Raw genomic sequence first — 20,728 nt, 5'->3', positions numbered from 1 at the left:
GAGCGCTTACTTCGGCCGGCGGCGCGCGCTCGACTTCGGCTTCGCCGCCGCCTTGGGGGCAGGGCGCTTCGGCGCGACGGGCACGGGCGTGTCGCCGATGTCGTCCGACATCGAGGCGGCGTAGGCGTCCGACGACCCGTGATATTCGATTTCCGTCCCTGCTTCGGCCTCGGCCTTTTCCTCGGCCGGGCGCGCGACGTCCTCGTTACGCAGGCCGAGATAGATCAGCATGGGCGAGCAGATGAAGATCGACGAATAGGTCGCGACGAAAATGCCCCAGATCATCGCCAGCGAGAAGGAGCGGATGACCTGGCCACCGAAGACGACGAGCGCGATGAGGGCGAGCATGACCGTCGTCGCGGTCATGATGGTGCGCGGCAGCACGGCGTTGATCGACATATCGACCATCTGCGCCGTCGCCAGTTTCTTATACTTGCGCATATTCTCGCGGATACGGTCGAGCACGACGACCGTTTCGTTCAGCGAATAGCCGACGATCGTGAGAATGGCGGCGATCGAAGTGGTGTTGAATTCGAGCTGGGTGATCGAGAAGAAGCCGACCGTGAGCAGAAGGTCGTGCATCGTCGCGATGACGGCGCCGATGGCGAACTGCCATTCGAAGCGGAACCAGAGGTAGGTCAGCACTGCGAGGATCGAGATGACGACGCCCAGCGTGCCCGATTGCACCAGCTCGTTCGACACGCGGGGGCCGACCACTTCGACGCGGCGCACGTCATATTGAGTCTCGACCGCGCCGCGGACCTTCTCGACGGCTTCCTGCTGCGCCTTGTCGCCGCCGGGCTGCAGGCCGAAACGCAGCGTGGCGTCGGCCTGATTGCCGAAAGCCTGCACTTCGATGTCGCCGAGCTTCAGGTTTTCGCCGAGGCCGCGCAGCGTCGCGACTTCCGCGAAGCCCGATTTGGCGCGCAGCTCGATGACTGTGCCGCCCGCGAAATCGATGCCGAAATTCATGCCCTTGAAGATGAAGAGCGCGACGGCGACCAGCGACAATACGGCCGAGAAGGGATAGCTCACGCGCCGGAAGCGCATGAAGGGGAATTTCGTATTCTCCGGAGCGAGGCGCAGGAGTTTCATCGGTCTTTTCGCCTCTTAGATCGGCAGCTTGGTCGGGCGCGCATAGTGATACCAGACCGCGATCATCATGCGGGTCATGGTCACGGCGGTGACGATGGTGGTCAGAATGCCGAGCCCCAGCGACACGGCGAAGCCGCGCACCGGGCCCGAGCCCAGGAAGTAAAGGATCAGCGCCGCGACGCCCATGGTGACGTTGGAGTCGACGATGGTCGCGAAGGCGCGGTTGAAGCCGGCGTCGAGCGAGGCCAGGATCGAGCGGCCCGCGTGGTTTTCTTCGCGAATGCGCTCATAGATCAGCACGTTGGAGTCGACCGCCATACCGATCGTCAGCACGATGCCGGCGATACCGGGCAGCGTCAGCGTCGAGCCGAGCAGCACGAGGCCGGCGAAGATGAAGGCGATGTGGACGAACAGCGCCAGATTGGCGAAGACGCCGAACACGCCGTAGGTGATGAGCATATAGAAGACGACGAGACCGGCGCCGACGAAGGCGGCGCGCTTGCCGGCGTCGATCGAGTCCTGGCCGAGGCCGGGGCCGACGGTGCGCTCCTCGACGATGTTGAGCTTCGCGGGCAGAGCGCCGGCGCGCAATAGAATCGCGAGATTGTTCGCCTGCTCAACGGTGAAGCGGCCGGAAATCTGGCCGGAGCCGCCGGTGATCGGCGTCAGAATGCGCGGCGCCGAGATCACTTTGTTGTCGAGCACGATCGCGAAGAGGCGGCCGACGTTCTTGGAGGTGACGTCGCCGAATTTCTGCGCGCCGCGGATGTTGAAGCGGAAGTTCACGACCGGCTCGCCGCTGCGCTGCTGGTCGAAGCCGGGCTGGGCGTCGGTCAAATCTTCGCCCTGCACCATGATCTGCTTCTCGATCGGCAGCTTGCCTTGCTCGTCGACCTGCTCCAGCTCCTCGACCTCGGCCGGGTTTTGGCCCGGCTCGGCGACGAGGCGGAACTCGAGTTTAGCGGTCTGGCCGAGAATGTCCTTCAGGGTCTGCGGGTCCTGAAGGCCCGGCACCTGCACGAGAACGCGATCGTCGCCCTGACGCTGGATCGACGGCTCGCGCGTGCCGAGCGCGTCGACGCGGCGGCGGATGACCTCGATCGACTGCTCGACCGCCTTGCGCGACTTGTCGCGCAGGCCCGTGTCGGTGACGGTGATGCGGACGAGGCCTTCCGGCGTGGCGTCGACGTCGAGCGGCGACTGGCCGCCGACATTGGCGCTGAAGCTATTGCGCAATTGGCGCAGGCGCGGCAGGATTTTCTCGCGATCGGCGGCGTCCGGGACGCGAAGCTGCACGCCGCGCGCCGTTGCGCCGATGCCGCCGGTGATCGCCACCTTCTCCTCGCGCAGAATGCGGCGCACGTCGTCGCGCAGATTCTTGATCTGCGTGCTCAGGAGGTCGGATTGGTCGACCTCCAGCATCACATGCGAGCCGCCCTGCAGATCGAGGCCGAGCACGATGGTCGGCGGCATGAGCCATGACGGCAGCCGCGCCGCGAGCGCCTCGTAAGTCGATGGCGACAACATGCTCGGGACCGTCACCAGGACGGCGGCGAGAGTCATCGCCACGATGGCGAGGAATTTCCAGGTCGAGAATCGCAGCATCGTGTCGCTATTTCGTCAGAGGGTCGGCGCGCGGGGAGGCGTGTTACGGCTTGGCCTTGGTCTCGGGAGCAGGCTTGGCCGCCTTGGCGGGCGCCGGCGCCGGGGTATCCTTCACAGGTTCGCCCTTGGCGCGGACGCTGGCGATCGCCGTGCGAATGAGGCGGATGCGGGTGTTGGCGGCGATCTCGAGTTCGATCTCATTGTCGTCGATCGCTTTGGTCACTTTGCCGACGAGGCCGCCGGTCGTGACGATCACGTCGCCGCGGCGGACATTGCGCAGCGACTCCTGCTCCGTCTTCTCGCGGCGCGCGCGCGGCCGGATGACGAGAATATAGACAATGCCCATCACCACGAAGATGGGAACGAGCTGGGCCATCATATCGGGAATCGACGGCGGCTGGTTGGCGTCGGCGCCGCCAGCAGCGCCGACGCTCGTCTGCGTCGCGGGCGCGCTCGGGGCGGGGGAGGGCGTCGGGGCGGCCGGCGCGGGAGCCGTTTGGGCGGGAGCCGCCGGCTGTTCGGTTTGCGCCATGGCGTCCGTGATCAGTTTCATCGCAGCGTCTCTATCGTAGGCGCGACGCGCGTCTTGAAGGCGTCGGGCGGGCGTCTGAACGGGCGCGGACTATAGCCGCTCGACTTACGAAAGCAATGCCGGATGCCGCTTCGCGAGGCAATTGCCGGTTCTGCGGCGCAGGGCTGTTTGCTTGCCAAGCGGAACAGCGGGGCCATGGCGCGCGTTCACCCATGGTTCAGGCGCCAAAGCGGACGCTCCACATGCTTCCCTGAGGCGGAAACAAGACTTCGGAGAATCGTCCATGCTCAAGAAGTTATCCTGTTTGGTCGTGGCGGCCGGCCTTCTCGCGTCGCCAAATGCCGCGTTCGCGGGCGGCTGGGGTCACGGCGGCGGCGGCTGGGGCCACGGTGGCGGTGGTTGGGGCCACGGCGGCGGCTGGGGTCATGGCGGTGGCTGGGGAGGACACGGCTGGCATGGCGGCCCCGGCTGGCATGGCGGCGGCTATGGGTGGCATGGCGGCGGCTATGGCTATGGCTGGCGCCGGCCTTATTATGGCGGCTACGGCTATCGCGGTCCGTGCTGGCGCTGGTGGTATGGCCGCTGGGTTTGGGCCTGCTAAAAGGTCGTTTGCGACGCTTTGGGGCGCGCGGCCGGGACTTTGGTCGCGCGCGCTTTTCGTCTTTGACTGTTTGGAAACTACGTTTCCAGTTCCCGCGCCAGGGCGCGCATGAAGTCGACGCAGGCGGCCAACTCGGAAATGTCGACATATTCGTCGGGCTGGTGGGCCTGATCGATGCGGCCCGGCCCGCAGACGACGGTCGGGACGCCCGCCTTCTGGAAATGGCCGGCCTCGGTCGCATAGGGCACGGCGATCGTGTTGTTGCGGCGCGCAAGGCGCAGCGCCAGAGTCTCGGCGGCCGAGCCCGGCTGGGGCGCCAAACCCGGCACCTTCACCAGCGTGTCAGTGTCGATCCCGCATTGGGGGAAAGCCGCGAATACCGTTTTGCGCAGGCCGTCGGCATAGGCTTCGAGCCGATCGCGCGCCAGCGTCGGCGCGGCGCCCGGCAGGCCGCGAAACTCCCAGTGGAATTCGCAATCCTTGGCGACGATGTTGCGGGCCGTGCCGCCCTTGATGAAGCCGACATGGATGGTGGAGTAGGGTGGATCGAAACGGCCCGAGGGGTCGCCTTCGACGCGCAGCTCCTCCGAGATTCGCTCCAGCTCCGTCACCAGCCGGCAGGCGATATGCACGGCGCTCACCCCCCGATGCAGATTGGCCGAGTGGATCTCGAAACCGCGCACGTGGGTCGTAAAAGTCGTGACGCTCTTATGCGCGTCGGCGACCTCCATGGAGGTCGGCTCGCCGACGATGACGGCGTTGGGGCGCGGGAGATCGACGCCGAGCCGCGCGATCATGTCCAGCGGGCCGAGGCAGGTCGTCTCCTCGTCGTAGCTCAAGAGAATATGGATGGGGCGCGCCAGCGCCGCCTTCTTGAATTCCGGGATCATCGCCAGAGCGACGGCGCCGAAGCCCTTCATATCCACCGCGCCGCGCCCATAGAGACGCCCGCCGTCGCGCCGCAGCGTGAAAGGATCGAAGCTCCATTCCTGGCCTTCGACGGGCACGACGTCCGTATGGCCTGAGAGCAGCACGCCCCCCGGCGCCATGGGGCCGATGGTGGCGAAGATGGCGGCCTTGTCGCCAACGGCGTTGGGCGCGCGCGCGAAGGGCACGCCCTGTTCGCGTAGATAGGCCTCGACAAAATCAATCAGCGGCAGGTTCGACTTCGAGCTTTCGGTGTCGAAAGCCACGAGCCTTGCGGTCATGTCGATTGCGCGGTCGAGAGCGTCCATCAGGCGATCTGGGGCAAGCTAGTTCAGCGTAGGATTGGACATAGGGCTGTCGAGCGAGAAGGCCGGAACCTCCACGTCGAAAGTCTCGCCCGAATCCGTGACCATTCGATAACTACCTTGCATCAATCCCGACGGCGTGGCCAGCGGGCAGCCCGACTCGTATCGGAATGTCTCGCCGGGCTCGAGCACCGGCTGCTCGCCGATGACGCCGGGCCCGCGGACCTCCTCGCGTCGGCCATTGGCGTCGATGACGATCCAATGGCGCGAGAGCAGTTGCACGCGGTCGCGGCTGAGATTGGCGATCTCGATCGTATAGGCCCAGAAGAATCGGCCTTGGATGGGGTCGGAATTCTCCGGCAGGAAATCCGGCAGCGCCGTGACCCGAATGTCTCTCGTGATGGCGGTATACATGGCGCGGGAGCTTAGAACGGCTTCTGCGAAAGAGGAATGTCATTCTCCGGGCGCCGCGCTGCCGCTTTCTTAGGCGCCTGAAGGATTGTGGCGGATTCGACACGTCGCAAAGGATTTTTACGACGGCAGGAAAACGCCCGCTTGGCTTCCACGCCCGGCTAAGCCATTAAATTACCGTAAAAGTTTTTTGAGGAACGAAGATGCGGCCGTCATCGCTACGCGCCTTGCTGCTCGCGTTCGTCATGGTCCTGCAGACCGTGGCGGGCGGGTTCGGCGCTGCGCGGGCGGCGCCCAGCGGCTTCGATCCGCAAATCTCGGCCCATTGCGGCCTGTCGCACGCCAGCGAGCCCGGCTCGGGCGACACAGGCCGCGACGCGCACCATCATATGTGCGAGTCCTGCCTTCTCTGCGCAGGGCCGCCCTCGCTTCCGGTCGGGGCTTTCTATCCCGTTCCCGCCCAGCCCCGCATCTTTCACAGCGCCCGCTTTGTCGCCGCCGATAGCGCCGGCGCGCCGGCGCGCCTTGCGCGCGGCCGGCTCGCGCGGGGCCCGCCTGCAATTTTCCCGAGCGCGTGAGCGGCGGCGCGTCCTCGCCGCCTGCCCGCGCATTTTCCTTGGTCCAGTTGAGCGGCCCCTGCCGCTCTCCCACAAGATTTGCTCCGCTTGTCGCCCTCGCGACGCCCCCCCCCCACGCGGGGAGCCGGCGTGCGAGAGAGCGCGCGAAGCTCTCCGGATTTGCACAATGAACCGTCACCATCTCCTGGGCGCCGCCTCGATCAACGCGCTTCTCTTCTTCGTGTCCGCCGATGCGCTGGCGCAGCAAAGCCTGCCCACCATCGACGTCGGCGCGCGGCGCGGACCGGCGCGGCCGAGCGTCTCCAGCGCGCCGCGCGGTCCCGTGCGCCCGTCCGCCCCCGCCGCCGGCCCAGTGGCCGCGCCCTCGACGGGGCTCGATCGTTACGCCGAGCCCAAGCCCGCGCCGTTCAGCCGCACGATTCCGCAAAATGTGCCGGCGGTCGTGGAGTCGCGCACGCGCCAGGAGATCGAGGAGACGGTCAATGTCATGACCTCGGCGGAGGCGTTCAAATATCTGCCCTCGCTGCTCATTCGCGAGCGCTATATCGGCGACCGCAACGCCATCGTCTCGGGCCGCACGACCGGCACGATCGAAAGCGCCAAGACGCTCGTCTACGCCGATAATGTGCTGCTCTCCAATCTGCTCGGCAACAGCTTCAACTTCCCGCCGCGCTGGGGCATGGTCTCGCCCGCCGAGATCGACCGCGTCGACGTGATCTATGGCCCCTTCTCGGCGCTCTATCCCGGCAATTCGATCGGCGGCGTATTGGCGATCACCACGCGCATGCCGGATAAATTCGAGCTGCACGCCTCGGCGACCGGCGCGCTGCAGCCCTTCAGCCTCTATGGACGCAGCGAGCTCGACGGCTCGGGCAACGCCAATCTTCTCATCGGCGATCGTTTCGGCGACTTCCGCTATTTCTTCTCCTACGACCACCTCACCTCGCAGGGACAGGCGCAAACCTTCCCCGGCAATTTTATGACGCCCTTCGCCCCCAGAAACGGCACGCGCTTCTTCGGCGGCTATCAGGATTTCAATCAGAACGGCATTCCCCGCATCATCACGGGCGCGGCCGGCGCCGATTTCCAGCAACAGGACATGGCGAAGCTAAAGATGTCCTATGACATCGCGCCGCTGCTGCGCGCGACCTATACGCTCGGCGTCTGGAACCTCGAAAACAAGACGACCGTCCAAAGCTTCATCTACGATCGCAACGGCGTTCCGATCTACAATACGCAGAGCGGCCGCGTCGTTATCGGCTCCTTTGCCGTGACGCCGGGCGGCGTGAACCCCGGCTGGGGCGGCTCGACGCATCTCATGCAGGCGCTCTCGCTCAAGCGTGACACCGGCGGCGTGTTCGATTTCGATCTCTCGGCGACGTCCTACAACTTCCTGCGCGATTATTCGCAAAACGCGACGTCCTACGGCCTGCGCCCCAACGACGCCGCGACCGCCTATAATATCAACACCACCGGCCAGAACACCGTAAACACGGGAACCTATTGGCGCACCGGCGACGCCCGCTTCATCTGGCGGCCTATGCAGGACGCCTTCGGAAAGCACGAAGTCTCCTTCGGCGGGCATGCCGACGTCTATTCGCTCAACACGGTGACGACCCTGACGCCCTTCGCCGGCAATAATTATGCGATGGGCCTCACCGGCGTGAACTACGGGAAAACCGAAACCAAGGCGGTCTATATCCAGGACGCCTGGAAGTTCCTGCCGGATTGGAAGCTCATCGCCGGCGGCCGCGGCGAGTTCTGGCATGCCTATAACGGCTCGAATGTCGCGGGCGGCCTGGCTACGGGCAGCGGACCGGCCTCCGGTCTCGTGCCGGTCGTACCGGCGCAGGCGAGAGTCGGGCAATTCCCCGACGCCTATAAAAATTCTTTTTCGCCGAAGGCGGCGCTCGAATATCAGGTCACGCCGGAATTCGCTTTGCGGGGCTCCATGGGGCGCGCCTATCGCTTCCCGACCGTCAACGAGCTGTTCCAGTCGCTCGCGACGTCGAGCACTCTGGTCCTAAACAATCCCAACCTGCAGTCCGAAATCTCGACCTCCTGGGATCTGACCGGCGAGTATCGGAAGGTCGACGCCTTCAACGGCGCGGTCGGCCTGTTCAATCCACGCGTGAGCCTCTTCCTGGACGACCGCTGGAACGCCATCGTCAGCCAGTCCTCGATCGGTCCGACCGGGCAGATCGTCACGCAGAACGCCAATCTCGACAAAGCGCGCTTCCGCGGCGTCGAGGCGGCGATCGTGATGAAGGATATTCTGACTCCGGGCCTCGATTATTCCGGCAGCGTGACCTTCGTCGATGCGAAGATTCTGTCGAATGGCAGCGCTCTGGCGACGACGGGCGGGGCGAGCGGCTCGCCATTCCCCACAGCGGCCGGCGTCTTGTTGAACGGCATGCAATATCCGCGCGTGCCGCGCATCCGCATCCGCTCGGTTCTGAGCTATAGCCCGACGACGGATTGGTCGATCTCCTTTGGCGCGCGCTATGCGTCGGCCGCCTTCGTGACGCTCAACAACGTGGATTTCAACCACAATAATTACGGCAGCGTCGACAGCGAATATCTCGTCTTCGACGCCAAGATGAACTACAAGCTCGCGCCAGAGTGGACGTTGACCGCTGGCGTCGACAACATCGGCCGCTGGAAATACTATGTGAACCCCAATCCCTACAACCAGCGCACGTTCTTCCTTGGCTTGAAATACGATATCGGCGGGCTGGACGGCGCCGCGACGGTTGCGGGGCTGAACGGCGGCGTCGGCGCCGGCGTCCCCGGGGCGCGGTGAGATGGCGACGCCCGCGGCCCGTTTCTGCGGCGTTTTGACGCATGTCGACGCGGGCCTCGCAGCGCTGCTTGCGGACTCGGGCTGCGTTTGCTTCAATCCACCCGCTCATTTTGGCGAAATTGAAAGACAGGCTTTCTTCATGCCGCGTGTGTGGCTGACAAAGGTGCTTTTCGCTTTGGCGCTGGCCGTCCAGGTCTTTGCGCCATTGTCGAGCAGCCTTGCCGCCGCGCGGGAGAGCGAGGCCGACCCCGCCATTGGCGTTTGCCTGAAGGCCCCCAAAGGCGGGCAGAGCGGCTCTCAAGCGCCCGGCCATTCTCATGGCGGCCGTGACTGCCCGATCTGCCAGGCCTTTTGCGACGGCGTCGCGCCGATTGCGTCGCGCCCGACCTCGCTTGGCATGGCGCCTGTCCAATGGGTCGAGTTCCGCTGGTTTCCGGCGGACCGCGCATTGGCGAGCTCGTCGCTCGACGAGGCCAATCGCGCCCGCGGGCCCCCCAGCTTCTCCTGATCGTCCAAAGACTTTGTCATAGGAATCCGCCCTGTTTCAGGTGCGCGCGTTCCCATGCCCGAGCGACGACAATCGCCGTGTGACTGCGGTGAAGGGAGAAGTATCGTGAGCAGAAAGAAAAGACGGCCGAGCGGCCGGGACTGCGTCCTGGCGGGCGCCGCGCTCTCGTCCTTGAAAGAGCGCGAGCGTCATGAGCGAAAGATCATGGCGTCGGCGGCGCCGATGATCGCGCCGGTTGTCGCAATGTGGCGTGACGCCCAGCAGAGCGGCATCCGACTGATCAATCTGGAGCGACGGGCGCGTTTCGCGCGCCTCGAATCCTAAAGAACACCGAGATGACGCATCGCCTTTCTTTCCTGCGCCCCGCCGCAGCGAGCCGCTTTGCGCGCGCGCTGCTGCTGGCTGCGGCCCTTGTGACGGGAGCGCCGTTCGCGGCGTCGCTCGCCATGGGCCTGCGCGCGGGGGCGGGCGCCGTTGCGTCTCTTTTCGTTTGTTTCGCGTCGGGCGCCTCCTTGCCCGACGCGCAGACAGGGCGGCCAGGCTCCGTCAGCGACCACGGCATCGATTGCGTCCTATGTCAGACGCTCTGCAGTGGCGCTGCGCCCTTGGCTGTCCGGCCCGGTGTCGTCGTTGCGGCGCACATCCAGAGACTGAACCTCCCCTGGATGGTGGCGGACCGCGCTGCGCCGACGACCCGGACCCGTCTGCCGCACTGGGCGCGGGCGCCGCCGGCGACCGGTTGAAGCCCCCCAGGCGGGTTTGCGTCGGCGCTCGTTCCCTCCTTGAGGCGCCGACGCGAATCCCTGTTTCATTGTCGCCGCTGCGGCGGCGTGGAGGAAAGAATGTCCGAGTCAGTCCTATCGGTCGGCGTCGAGATGATCCTGGCGGTGCTGACGGCCGCCGTTTTCGTCGTCGACTGCTTGCGCCAGGAAGCCGCCCCCGCATTGCGGCCAGTCTTGGCGCGCAAGCGGTCGGCCTACCGCGCATTCCGCAAAAGTTGATAGACTTCTGCGAAAGGAATGCGCTCCAGCTTTTTGAATCTACGCGTTTTTTCCATAGATCGCATGATTCCATGCGAGCGGAAAGCGCGCTAGTCGAGAGCAACGGACGCGCCGCGCTCCGGCGCGCAAGTGGTCCCAATTGAAAGAAACGGGCGCGCTTGAGTGCGCCCGTCATACCATTTCCGTTGAATCGGTCGCATTGGCGCTCCCGATGGGCCGAAGGCCCGATCGGGAATCCAGAGCCACAAAAGCGCTGGTTTTGCTCTGGATTCCCGATCACCCGCTGCGCGAGCGACGGGAATGACACGGACCCAATCGAGCGACGCGCGGGTCAGCGCAGTTTGGTTGAAGGCCCTTATGCCGCCAAGCCTGCGGCGAGATCGTCGATCAGATCGTCGGCGTCCTCCAGCCCCACCGAGAGGCGCAGCATGCCGTCGGTGATGCCGAGCGTGGCGCGCGCCTCCGGGGTGAGGCGCTGGTGGGTTGTCGTCGCCGGGTGGGTGATCAGGCTCTTGGCGTCGCCGAGATTGTTGGAAATCTTGATCACCTGCAGCGCGTTGGCGAGCTTGAAGGCCGCCGCCTTGCTCTCCAGGAAGAAGCTGACCAGCGTGCCGCCGCCGCTCATCTGCCGGCGCGCCAGCTCAGCCTGCGGGTGATCCTTGCGGAAGGGATAAAGAACCTTCGTCACGCCCTTCTGCTCGGCAAGGAAATCGGCGATCCTGGCGGCGCTCGCCGCCTGTTGGCCGACGCGAAGGGGAAGGGTTTCGAGGCCTTTCAGCATCACCCAGGCGTTGAAGGGCGACATGGCCGGGCCGGTCTGGCGCAGGAAATTATGGATGCTCTCCTCGATGAGCGCCTGTGTCGAGAGGATGACGCCGCCGAGGCAGCGGCCCTGGCCGTCGATATGTTTCGTCGCCGAATAGACGACGACGTCGGCGCCCAGCGCCAAAGGTTTCTGCAGCAAAGGCGTCGCGAAGACATTGTCGACGACGAGGCGCGCGCCGGCGTTGTGGGCGAGGTCGGCGATCGCCGCGACGTCATAGACTTCGAGGCCCGGATTGGTCGGGCTTTCGAGGAAGAAAAGCTTGGTTTCGGGGCGGATTGCCGCCTTCCATTGCGAGAGGTCCGCGCCGTCGACGAGCGTCGAGGCGACGCCGAAGCGCGGCAGCAGGTCCTCGACCACATAGAGGCAGGAGCCGAACAGCGCGCGGGCCGCCACGACATGATCGCCGGCCTTCAGTTGCGCGAGGATGGCGGCCGTGACGGCGGCCATGCCGCTCGCCGTGGCGCGAGCGGCCTCTGCGCCCTCCAGCAGGCACATGCGGTTCTCGAACATGGCGACGGTCGGGTTTGAGAAACGCGAATAGATGAAGCCAGGATCGTCGCCCTTGAACCGCGCCTCGGCCGCCTCCATCGTCGGATAGGCGAAGCTCTGCGTCAGAAACAGCGCCTCCGACATTTCGCCGAAGGGCGAGCGCGTCGTTCCGCCATGGACAAGGAGCGTCGCCGGCTTGAGATTGCGCGGGGCGTTCGTAGACATGCGTTTCTCCCTCGGGCGCGACTGCGCCGAACAAATCCATTGCGCGCTACCTCAGCACGCGGCCGAAAACGGGTTTCCTTCGGGAGACCCGGCCTTTTAGCCCTTTGTTTTGCGTGGCGGCAAGCCGGCCGGCTCAAATAACCACGTTCGCTTATAGAAGGCAGAGGCCCCGTGGCTGTCAACGGGCTCGTCTTGCCTTGCGGCGCAATTTGGCGCTTATGCCTGCGTTAACCGGCTTTGGCCCGGCCGAGGAGGGGAAGAATGAGCGGCGTGCTCTCCAGCCGACAGATACAGGCGATGGCCGACAGCGGCGCGATCCAGGTCGCCGCGCCTTTAAGCCGCAATCAAATCCAGCCGGCAAGCCTCGACCTGCGGCTCGGCTCCAAGGCCTATCGCGTGCGCGCGAGCTTCCTGCCCGGCAAGGAGCGGGGCGTACGCGATATACTCTCGGCGCTCGCCTATGACGAAATGTCGCTCGAGGGCGAGGGCGCCATTCTCGAGCGCGGCTGCGTTTATGTCGTGCCGCTGCTCGAAAGCCTGTCGCTCGGCCAGGATGTTTCGGGCGCGGCGAATCCCAAGAGCTCGACCGGGCGCCTCGATATTTTCACCCGGCTCATCACCGACAGGGGCGAGCGCTTCGACGAGGTCGCGCCCGGCTATGATGGGCCGCTTTACGCCGAGGTCTCGCCAAGGAGCTTCTCGGTGCGCGTGCGCATGGGGTCGCGGCTCAATCAGCTTCGCTTCCGGACGCGTCCGGAAGGAGCGGGCGGGCAGAGCGGCTTCGCGCTCTCCGATGCGGCGCTCGCCGAGCTGCACGGGAAGGCGCCGCTCGTCGACGGGGCGCTCAATCTGCGCGACGGCGTGGTGCTGCGCGTGGCGCTCGGGGCCGAGGCTTTCGGCGGGATCATCGGCTATCGCGCGCAGAAACATACGGATGTGATCGACGTCGACCGGGTCGGCGCCTATCGCGTCGACGATTACTGGGACGAGCTGCCGGCCCGCGGCGGCAGGTTGATCCTCGATCCGGGCGACTTCTACATCCTGGCCTCGCGCGAGCGCCTCGCGATCCCGCCTGGGCTGGCCGCCGAAATGGCGCCGATGGACGCCGCAATTGGCGAGTTCCGCGTGCATTACGCCGGCTTTTTCGATCCCGGCTTCGGCGCCGGGCCGGATGGACTCCCAGCCGCGCGCGCCGTGCTGGAGGTCCGCTCGCGCGAAGTGCCCTTCATATTGGAGGACGGCCAATTCATCGGCCGCCTGGTCTATGAGCGCATGGCCGAGACGCCGGAGTCGCTCTACGGCGAAGAAGGACTTTCGAACTATCAGGGCCAAGGGCTGAAATTGTCGAAACATTTCAGGATCGGATAGGCGCCGGCGCGCCAAGGGAAAGACGTCATGGTCCTGTCGGATTTCATCCGCCGGCTGCGGCCGGATCATCTCCTCGGCCAGATTTCCCTCCTGATCCTCGGCTCGATCGTCGTTTATCAGGCGGTCATCGTCCTGATGCTGCATGTGATGGAGACGGAAGGGCGCCGCCATTACGTTTCGGAGGCGGATTTCCTCACGGGGGTGCTGCTGGCGCTCGACGCCGCGCCCGTTGCCGAACGAGACGCGCTTATCCAGAAGATCCACTTCGCCGCGCCCTACGCCAACATTCACATTCGTGACGATCGGCCAGCGGCGCTCGATCCGCGGGACCCCGTCTTCAAAGCCGAAATTCATCGCATCAATGCGCATCTGACGGGGTTCTCCAAGGCCTTCGAGACGATCCCGCTTCACAATATGCAGGACACTCTGGCGCTGGAGCTGGAGAAGGGCGGCTATGCCATCCTCTCCATCGCGCAGCACCGGAAACCCTCGCGCCTTTTGTGGCGTTGGCTCTGGGAGCCGGAGCCGCGCTATCCGATCTTCATGACCCGCTGGGCCCGGGTGGGATTCCTTTTCTTCATCAGCGCCTCGGTGATTTTAATCTGGCTGTCGAACTATATTGTCGCGCCCTTGAACGAGCTGGCCCGGCGCGCCGAGTCCTTCCCGACCAAAGAGGGGCTCGCCTCGCCGCTCGTCGATCGCGGCCCACGCGAGATTCGCGATCTCAACCGGTCGATACGGGCGATGAAGGCGCGCATTCTCGCGATGGTGGCCGAACGCACGCATATTCTCGCGGCCGTCAGCCATGATCTGAAGACGATCATCACGCGCATGAGCCTGCGAACGGAGTTTATCGCCGACGATGATCTGCGCGGCAAAATGCAGAAAGACATCCGCGTCATGGATGCGATGCTACGCAAGAATTTGGAATATTTGCGAACCGAAAATCCGCGGGTCGATCACTCGATCATCGATCTCGACAGCGTCATCCAGACAGTTGTGGACGAATTCAACGACCTCGGCCGCGACGTCGTCTATTCCTGCGATAAACGGCAGACGATGCGCGGCTCGCTTTCCGATATGCAGCGCGTTTTCACTAATCTCGTGGAGAACGCGACCCGGCACGCCAGGCGTGTCGAAATCGAGGTTTCCGAGATTTCCGGCAATATGATCCATATCGACGTGGCGGACGATGGGCCGGGCATCCCCGACGCGTTGAAGGCAAAGGTCTTCGAGCCCTTCGTGCGCGGCGACATGGCCCGCACGATCAGCGAGCATGGCGGTTTCGGCCTCGGCCTCGCCATTGTGCGTTCGCTTGTCGAAGGGCATGGCGGAAAAGTGGAAATGCTGGATCGCGCGCCGCACGGGCTGATCGTCCGCGTGACCCTGCCGCGCGCCGAATGCGCCGCCGAGCGGGAGAATGCGTGAAGAGCGCGCCCTCGCGCCCGTTGAAACCCGGCCGCACAAGCGCTACACATGGAATCGCGCGGGCGTAGTTCAGTGGTAGAACGACAGCTTCCCAAGCTGTATGTCGAGGGTTCGATTCCCTTCGCCCGCTCCATTTTTCCTGAGCATCCCAATCGTTTATTGCGTTACGGCTGACTTAGCCGTTTCCCTCCCCGAAAGAAGGGCTCACCGTGAGCCGTCGCCTTGACGAAATGCGCAGCCGCCCGGCCGGTGACTGGCGAATCGACGATATTGCGGCCTTGTGCCGCGAGTTCGGCATCCTATGCGCGCCGCCGCGTGGCGGGGGTTCTCACTACAAGGTCGCGCATCCCAGGGTGGCGGAAAAGCTCACAATTCCTTCCAAGCGGCCTATCAAAGCGGTATATATCCGCAAGCTCGTCGCCTTTGTCGATGCAGTCAGGACTTTGCCATGAGGGTCGAGCCAACCGATTATCCGCTCATCGTCCAGCCGCTTTCCGCGGAGGAGGGCGGCGGGTTCGTAGCGATTGTCCCGGATCTTCCCGGCTGCATGTCAGATGGCGAGACGCCGGAGGAAGCGGTGACGAATGCGCGTGACGCCATTCTCACCTGGATCGAAGCCGCGCGTGATCTTGGCCACCCAGTCCCGCCTCCTTCTCGCCATGTGGCGCTGGCGAGCTGAGGTCATGACCCATCTCTAAGCTGGCCGCGTTCAACGCGTAGTCGGCGGTAACAATTGGCGACGCGCTGCGCGATCCCTGACGCCGAGACTTTCCACTTTCACGGGAATGACATCGCGCGGCCGCCCGGCTAGAAGACGGCGGGACAATTCCGCATTCTTCGCCGAGGATCACGTCATTGGACGCCGCCACCCATGCTCCCGCTGCGCCGCTGAGCGCCGTCGCTTCTGGCCCGCTCTCGGGCCGCGTGCGGCCGCCCGGGGATAAGTCCGTCTCGCATCGCGCCATGATCTTCGGCCTTCTCGCCGTAGGCGAGACGAAGATCGACGGACTTTTGGAGGGCGAAGACGTGCTGCGCACGGCGCAGGCGGCACGCCAGCTCGGCGCCAAGGTGGTGCGGCATGCGCCGGGAAGCTGGAGCGTCTGGGGGGCGGGGCTCGGCTCGCTTCTGCAGCCGACGGAGACGCTCGACTTCGGCAATGCCGGGACCGGCTCGCGGCTGATGATGGGCGTCGTCGCCGGCCATCCGATCGTCGCGCGGTTCGACGGCGACGCTTCGCTGCGCAAGCGCCCGATGAAGCGCATTCTCGATCCGCTGGCGCTTCAGGGCGCGCAGCTCTTGGAGCAGGCCGAAGGCGGCCGTCTGCCGCTCGTGCTGCAGGGCTCGGCCGAGCCGCTGCCGGTGGAATATAAAACCCCTGTCGCCTCGGCGCAGATCAAGTCGGCCGTGCTGCTCTGCGGGCTCAACTCGCCCGGCCGCACCGTGGTGATCGAGGCCGAGGCCTCGCGCGACCACACCGAAAAAATGCTCGCCCATTTCGGCGCGACGGTGACGAGCGAGCCGCATGGTCCGCATGGGCGCAAGATCACGCTCGAAGGCCGCCCCGAGCTTATAGCGCGCCCCGTGCGCGTGCCGGCTGATCCTTCCTCGGCCGCCTTTCCGCTGGTCGCGGCGCTGATCGTTCCCGGCTCCGACATTGTCGTCGAAGGCGTGATGACCAATCCGCTGCGTAGCGGCCTGCTCACAACGCTCATCGAAATGGGCGCGGATATTTCTCTCGACAACAAGCGAGAGGAGGGCGGCGAGGAAGTCGCCGACGTGCGCGCGCGCTATTCGGCCCTAAACGGAGTCGACGTGCCGGCCGAACGCGCGCCCTCGATGATCGACGAATATCCAATCCTCGCCGTCGCCGCGGCCTTTGCCAAAGGCGAGACGCGCATGCGCGGCCTCTCCGAATTGCGCGTGAAGGAATCGGACCGCCTCGCCGCCATCGCCGCCGGGTTGAAGGCCAATGGCGTCGACTGCGAGATTATCGGCGACGATCTCATCGTGCGCGGCGGCGCTGTGGCCGGCGGCGGCGTGGTCGAGACGCATCTCGACCATCGCATCGCCATGAGCTTTCTCGTCATGGGCTTGGCCGCGCAAAATAAGGTGACAGTCGACGACGAGACGATGATCGCGACGAGCTTCCCGTCCTTTCGCGTGCTGATGGAAGGCCTGGGAGCGCGATTCTCGTGAGCTTCATCATCGCCATCGACGGGCCGGCGGCCTCCGGCAAGGGCACGCTCGCGCGCAGGCTTGCCGCGCATTACGGCCTGCCGCATCTCGACACGGGCCTGCTCTATCGCGCCACCGCGCGCGCTTTGCTCGACGAGGGTCTGCCGCTCGACGACGTCGATGCGGCCGTCGAGGCCGCGCGTGGGCTGTCGCTGACCGATTTCGACGAGACGCGTCTGCGGGCGCGCGATATGGGCGAGGCGGCCTCGGTCGTCGCCGCCATGCCCGCGGTTCGCGCGGCGCTCGTCGATATGCAGCGGGCTTTCGCCGCGCGGCCCGAGGGCGCCGTGCTCGACGGCCGCGACATCGGCACGGTCATCTGTCCCGCCGCGCGGGTGAAGATTTTCGTCACGGCGTCGCCCGAGACGCGCGCCCAGCGCCGCGCTTTGGAGCTCGCCGGGCGCGGCGAAGAGGTGGATTACAACGCGATTCTCGATGATGTGCGCAAACGCGACGCCCGCGATAGCGAACGCAGCGCCGCGCCCTTGAAGGCGGCGGCGGACGCCGTGACGCTCGATAGCAGTGAACTCGACCGCGACCAGGTATTTGCGGTGGCGCTCGAGATTGCGGAGCGGGCGCGCAATGCGTGACAGGCGTCGATGATAAGAAGAACGCCAATGAAAAAGGGAGGCCCGAAGGCCTCCCCGTCGATGAAAATGTCTCGAAATACGGCGCTGATGTAATCAACACTAAGCCTAAGGGTCATCACCCATTTGGGTGATATCGGAGCCGGAAAGGCGAAGCATGAGTGAGCGTCGGGTCTTCCGTTTCGCGCCCTCGCCGAACGGCTATCTGCACCTCGGCCATGCCTATTCGGCTCTGCTCAATTTTACTCTCGCGAGCAATTGCGGCGGCCGTTTTCTGCTGCGCATCGAGGATATCGATCTGGGACGCGCGCGGCCGGCGTTCGAGGCGGCGATCCACGAAGATCTCGCCTGGCTCGGGCTCGAATGGGAAAGGCCGGTGCGCCGCCAGTCCGAGCATTTCGAGGATTATGCCGCGGCATTGGAGTCGCTGGGCGCCATGGGCTTGCTTTACGCCTGCGATTGCAAGCGCTCGGACATCGGCCGCTTCGCCGCCGCGCATTCCGATTGGCCCCGCGATCCGGACAGCGCGCCGCTCTATCCCGGAACCTGCCGGGACAAGCCCCGCCGCTCGGTGCGCGAAGTTTTGGCCGAGGGCGGCGCCGCGTTGCGGCTCGACATGAGGAAAGCGGCGGCGCTGGCCGGGGAGGGGCTCTTTTGGCGGGAGCGCGGCGCCCCTGGGCGTGCGCCCGATTCGACGGTCCCCGACGCAGCGGAAGGATTTTCCCTTGTGCGCGCCGAGCCCGCGCAATGGGGCGACGTGGCGCTCGCGCGCAAGGACACGCCCGCCAGCTATCACATTGCAGTTGTCGTCGACGATGCGCTGCAGGGCGTGACAGACGTGGTGCGCGGGCGCGATCTATTCTTCGCGACAAGCCTGCACCGCCTGTTGCAGAAGCTGCTGCGCCTGCCCGAACCTCGCTACTTTCACCACGAGCTGATTCTCGACGACGCTGGCGAGAAGCTCGCAAAGAGCCGAGGTTCGGCGACGCTGCGGGCGTTCAGGGACGCCGGGGTAAGCGCCGCGGAGGTGTGGCGAAAACTCGGATTTTAGACGCCCGGCGTTTGCGGCTGCAGCCGTTTCGCCCGACGTGCGCGTCCGCACGACGCTCCAACGCCCGCGCAGCTACATTGGCTTCATCGAATTTCTCTCGGGGCAAGGAGAAAAACAATGTTTGCAGCCATCCGTCGCATTATCGAGCGGGAAACGAAGCTCGCCGTTCCGGCCGCGCGCCTCACGCCGCACGCCAATCTTTATGATCTCGGGCTGACCCCTTTCGGGGCGGTTCTCGTGCTGGTCGCCATCGAGCGCGAATTCAAGATCGAGTTTCCACGCGCGTTGTTGACGCGCGAGACCGCCGCCTCGATGGCCTCGATCGCTCATGCGATCGACAGCCTGCAGACGCCGTCGCCAGCGGCCGAAACGCCGCGCTGCGCCGCGTAAAATAGCGGGAGACAGGGGCAATGTTTTCCACCATCAGGCGCATTATCGATCGGGAGGGGCGCCTTCCGATCGCCGCCGCCGATCTGACGCCAAAAGCCGATTTGTTCGCCTCTGGGCTCACGCCCTATTGCGCCGTGCGGATCATGCTCGCGCTGGAGCGCGAGTTCGGCGTCCAATTTCCGCGCCATGCGATGAAGCGGGAGACGATGCGATCGCTCGAATCGATCGAGCAGGCGCTCCGCCTCGCGCTATCCGCTGCGCCGGTCACCGGGGCTTGATCACCGGCTCGCCGTGGCGCCCTGGGCGGCGACCTTGTTGCTGTTGGGCGCCTTGGCCATCAACGAGTCGATCCGGTCGCGCTCCCGCTTGAAATCCGCCAGCATGCGGCCTTCGATCTCGCGGGTGCGGGCGAGCTTGACGCGCATCGGATCGACGAAATGGCCGTTGACCATGACCTCGTAATGGAGATGCGGGCCGGTCGAGAGGCCCGTCGAGCCGAGGAAGCCGACGATTTGTCCCTGCTTGACGCGCACGCCTTCCGAAACGCCGCGGGCGAAGCCCGACATATGATTGTAGGTCGTGATGTAGCCGTTGGCGTGCTGGATCTCGACGCGGCGGCCATAGCCTGAGTCCCACTGCGCCTTGATCACCGTGCCGTTGCCGGCGGCGAGAATCGGCGTCCCGATCGGCGCCGCCCAATCGACGCCCGTGTGCATCTTGTAATAGCCGAGGATCGGGTGGCGGCGCATGCCGAATCCCGAGCGCGTCTCGCCGAGCGAGATGGGCTTGCGCACCAGGAATTTACGGCTCGAGCGGCCGCTCTCGTCGTAATAATCGACGAGCCCGTCGTCCTGGGTCTGGAAGCGATAGTAGCGATAGGTCTCATTATGCGTGGTCAGCGACGCATAGAGGAGAGAGTCGCGCGTTGGTCCCGAGCCGTCGTCCGGCTCGTCGTAAAAGACGTCGAGGGAATCGCCGCCGGCCGCGCCGCGCTGCAGATCGACGTCATTTGCGAAAATGCGCACCAGCTCGCCCACCACTGTTTTGGGGATCTGCTGTTTCAGCGCGGTCTCGTAGAGCGAGTTGTAGAGCCGCATGGCGCCGGAATCGTCGTCCTCGCCATCGGCGAAATCATCTGCGGGCGCGCGTTTCGACGCGCGTCGCGCGCCGCCCGAGGGCGCCGTCGGCGTCTGCACGAAGGCGCCTTGATCATTCGCGGCGACGATCGATTCGACCTCGTCGTCATTGTAAACCGACAGGCGCGCGAGCTGCATATTTTTGCCCGAGCCGTCGAAATCCGCAAACAGCAGCTTCACGCGCTGGCCTTCGCGAACGGGGTCGCGCTTGCCCCGATAGGCGGCCGCGACCGCGGCCATACGCGCCCTCGGCACGCCGTTGGCGGCGAGAATGTCGTCGAGCGTCTCGCCGCGGCGCACGATGGCGAGCTTTTCTTCCATCTGCGTCGGTTGTGGCGTGTCGCGCGGCGCGATGGTGACATTTTCCGGCACCATGCGTACTTCGATCGACGAAAAAGGCGCGGTGAGCGACGTCCCCGGCGCGGCGTAGGCGAGGGCCTGTGGGTCCATGGCGGCGGCGCGGCTCGTGCGCGACAGCAGAAGCTGGCCGGGGAGGGGCAGGGCGGCGGCCTTGGGTCCCGCCGCGAGCGAACTCTTCACCTGCTCATTGACCTGCGCCTGCGCCTCGTCGAACGAGAGCTGCGCGCTCTGCGAATGGATGTCGAGCCCGGAAAGATCCCTGGTGAC

General features: G+C 65.3%; 23 protein-coding genes, 1 tRNA gene and 1 riboswitch (1 of these 25 cut by a window edge). Of the genes, 17 read left to right on the top strand and 7 right to left on the bottom strand.

The window, feature by feature from the left end; genetic code table 11:
- Nucleotides 1-6: 6 nt before the first annotated feature.
- From secF to yajC, 3 genes are read right to left on the bottom strand one after another with little or no spacing between them, the layout of a single operon-like run.
- The gene (secF, locus tag QMG84_RS13805) at nt 7-1,095 is read right to left on the bottom strand and encodes a protein translocase subunit SecF (RefSeq protein ID WP_281928589.1); all 1,089 of its coding nucleotides are present in this window, start codon (nt 1,093-1,095) and stop codon (nt 7-9) included.
- A gap of 15 nt (nt 1,096-1,110) precedes the next feature.
- Nucleotides 1,111-2,700 (bottom strand): protein translocase subunit SecD, encoded by a 1,590-nt coding sequence (gene secD, locus QMG84_RS13800; RefSeq protein ID WP_202072428.1) that lies wholly within the window; start codon nt 2,698-2,700, stop codon nt 1,111-1,113.
- A gap of 43 nt (nt 2,701-2,743) precedes the next feature.
- Nucleotides 2,744-3,253 (bottom strand): preprotein translocase subunit YajC, encoded by a 510-nt coding sequence (gene yajC / locus QMG84_RS13795; protein WP_281928587.1) that lies wholly within the window; start codon nt 3,251-3,253, stop codon nt 2,744-2,746.
- Between the two features lie 262 nt (nt 3,254-3,515).
- Here yajC and QMG84_RS13790 point away from each other — a divergent pair, with 262 nt between their 5' ends.
- Nucleotides 3,516-3,833, top strand: a complete 318-nt coding sequence (locus tag QMG84_RS13790) for a hypothetical protein (protein ID WP_281928586.1) — start codon at nt 3,516-3,518, stop codon at nt 3,831-3,833.
- A gap of 77 nt (nt 3,834-3,910) precedes the next feature.
- Here QMG84_RS13790 and argE read toward each other — a convergent pair whose 3' ends face one another.
- Complete coding sequence (argE, locus tag QMG84_RS13785) at nt 3,911-5,068, bottom strand: acetylornithine deacetylase (RefSeq protein ID WP_281928584.1); 1,158 nt, start codon at nt 5,066-5,068, stop codon at nt 3,911-3,913.
- Between the two features lie 18 nt (nt 5,069-5,086).
- A complete protein-coding gene (gene apaG / locus QMG84_RS13780; protein WP_281928583.1) occupies nt 5,087-5,479 on the bottom strand; it encodes a Co2+/Mg2+ efflux protein ApaG in 393 nt (130 codons plus the stop codon).
- A 200-nt stretch (nt 5,480-5,679) separates the two neighbouring features.
- On the opposite strand from apaG, the gene QMG84_RS13775 reads away from it, so the two are divergent.
- The 6 genes from QMG84_RS13775 (at nt 5,680) to QMG84_RS13750 (ending at nt 10,366) form a co-directional block, all read left to right on the top strand.
- Nucleotides 5,680-6,054, top strand: a complete 375-nt coding sequence (locus QMG84_RS13775) for a DUF2946 family protein (RefSeq protein ID WP_281928581.1) — start codon at nt 5,680-5,682, stop codon at nt 6,052-6,054.
- A 166-nt stretch (nt 6,055-6,220) separates the two neighbouring features.
- Nucleotides 6,221-8,857, top strand: a complete 2,637-nt coding sequence (locus QMG84_RS13770; RefSeq protein ID WP_281928580.1) for a TonB-dependent receptor — start codon at nt 6,221-6,223, stop codon at nt 8,855-8,857.
- Between the two features lies 1 nt (nt 8,858).
- The gene (locus QMG84_RS13765; RefSeq protein WP_281928578.1) at nt 8,859-9,365 is read left to right on the top strand and encodes a DUF2946 family protein; all 507 of its coding nucleotides are present in this window, start codon (nt 8,859-8,861) and stop codon (nt 9,363-9,365) included.
- A 105-nt stretch (nt 9,366-9,470) separates the two neighbouring features.
- Nucleotides 9,471-9,689: a hypothetical protein gene (locus QMG84_RS13760; protein ID WP_246744794.1), complete on the top strand. Its 219-nt coding sequence runs from the start codon at nt 9,471-9,473 to the stop codon at nt 9,687-9,689.
- An 11-nt stretch (nt 9,690-9,700) separates the two neighbouring features.
- Entirely contained in the window at nt 9,701-10,108 is a 408-nt protein-coding gene (locus tag QMG84_RS13755) for a hypothetical protein (RefSeq protein ID WP_281928577.1), read from the top strand.
- A gap of 99 nt (nt 10,109-10,207) precedes the next feature.
- The gene (locus tag QMG84_RS13750) at nt 10,208-10,366 is read left to right on the top strand and encodes a hypothetical protein (protein WP_202072438.1); all 159 of its coding nucleotides are present in this window, start codon (nt 10,208-10,210) and stop codon (nt 10,364-10,366) included.
- A 355-nt stretch (nt 10,367-10,721) separates the two neighbouring features.
- On the opposite strand, the gene QMG84_RS13745 is transcribed toward QMG84_RS13750, so the two are convergent.
- The gene (locus QMG84_RS13745; RefSeq protein ID WP_281928574.1) at nt 10,722-11,906 is read right to left on the bottom strand and encodes an O-succinylhomoserine sulfhydrylase; all 1,185 of its coding nucleotides are present in this window, start codon (nt 11,904-11,906) and stop codon (nt 10,722-10,724) included.
- Nucleotides 11,907-11,982: 76 nt separating this feature from the next.
- Nucleotides 11,983-12,061: riboswitch (SAM riboswitch) on the bottom strand.
- A 106-nt stretch (nt 12,062-12,167) separates the two neighbouring features.
- Here QMG84_RS13745 and QMG84_RS13740 point away from each other — a divergent pair.
- The 10 genes from QMG84_RS13740 (at nt 12,168) to QMG84_RS13695 (ending at nt 19,243) form a co-directional block, all read left to right on the top strand.
- Nucleotides 12,168-13,274 (top strand): 2'-deoxycytidine 5'-triphosphate deaminase, encoded by a 1,107-nt coding sequence (locus QMG84_RS13740; RefSeq protein WP_281928572.1) that lies wholly within the window; start codon nt 12,168-12,170, stop codon nt 13,272-13,274.
- Between the two features lie 27 nt (nt 13,275-13,301).
- Nucleotides 13,302-14,702, top strand: coding sequence for an ATP-binding protein (locus tag QMG84_RS13735; RefSeq protein WP_281928571.1), 1,401 nt, complete (start codon nt 13,302-13,304; stop codon nt 14,700-14,702).
- 58 nt (nt 14,703-14,760) lie between these two features.
- Nucleotides 14,761-14,835, top strand: a tRNA-Gly gene (locus tag QMG84_RS13730).
- A gap of 76 nt (nt 14,836-14,911) precedes the next feature.
- A complete protein-coding gene (locus QMG84_RS13725; RefSeq protein WP_281928570.1) occupies nt 14,912-15,154 on the top strand; it encodes a type II toxin-antitoxin system HicA family toxin in 243 nt (80 codons plus the stop codon).
- On the top strand, nt 15,151-15,381 hold the full coding sequence (locus tag QMG84_RS13720) for a type II toxin-antitoxin system HicB family antitoxin (RefSeq protein WP_281928569.1): 231 nt from the start codon (nt 15,151-15,153) through the stop codon (nt 15,379-15,381). The genes QMG84_RS13725 and QMG84_RS13720 overlap by 4 nt, the downstream gene beginning before the upstream one ends.
- A gap of 176 nt (nt 15,382-15,557) precedes the next feature.
- A complete protein-coding gene (gene aroA / locus QMG84_RS13715) occupies nt 15,558-16,898 on the top strand; it encodes a 3-phosphoshikimate 1-carboxyvinyltransferase (RefSeq protein ID WP_281928568.1) in 1,341 nt (446 codons plus the stop codon).
- Nucleotides 16,895-17,527 (top strand): (d)CMP kinase, encoded by a 633-nt coding sequence (gene cmk / locus QMG84_RS13710; RefSeq protein ID WP_281928566.1) that lies wholly within the window; start codon nt 16,895-16,897, stop codon nt 17,525-17,527. Before aroA ends, cmk begins: the two co-directional genes overlap by 4 nt.
- A gap of 154 nt (nt 17,528-17,681) precedes the next feature.
- Nucleotides 17,682-18,575 (top strand): tRNA glutamyl-Q(34) synthetase GluQRS, encoded by an 894-nt coding sequence (gene gluQRS / locus QMG84_RS13705; protein WP_281928565.1) that lies wholly within the window; start codon nt 17,682-17,684, stop codon nt 18,573-18,575.
- A 117-nt stretch (nt 18,576-18,692) separates the two neighbouring features.
- Nucleotides 18,693-18,965, top strand: coding sequence for a phosphopantetheine-binding protein (locus tag QMG84_RS13700; RefSeq protein ID WP_281928563.1), 273 nt, complete (start codon nt 18,693-18,695; stop codon nt 18,963-18,965).
- A gap of 20 nt (nt 18,966-18,985) precedes the next feature.
- A complete protein-coding gene (locus QMG84_RS13695) occupies nt 18,986-19,243 on the top strand; it encodes a phosphopantetheine-binding protein (RefSeq protein ID WP_281928561.1) in 258 nt (85 codons plus the stop codon).
- Here QMG84_RS13695 and QMG84_RS13690 read toward each other — a convergent pair whose 3' ends face one another.
- Nucleotides 19,244-20,728: the 3' portion of a M23 family metallopeptidase gene (locus QMG84_RS13690; RefSeq protein ID WP_281928559.1), read on the bottom strand. Its footprint extends 555 nt past the window's final position; the window shows 1,485 of its 2,040 coding nt (coding positions 556-2,040); its start codon lies off the right edge, out of view; its stop codon occupies nt 19,244-19,246.

This window comes from Methylocystis iwaonis, assembly GCF_027925385.1.
In the GTDB taxonomy this organism is placed as follows: domain Bacteria; phylum Pseudomonadota; class Alphaproteobacteria; order Rhizobiales; family Beijerinckiaceae; genus Methylocystis; species Methylocystis iwaonis.
Note: the sequence above shows the minus strand (reverse complement) of the source record. Positions and strands in the feature narration are given on the sequence as shown.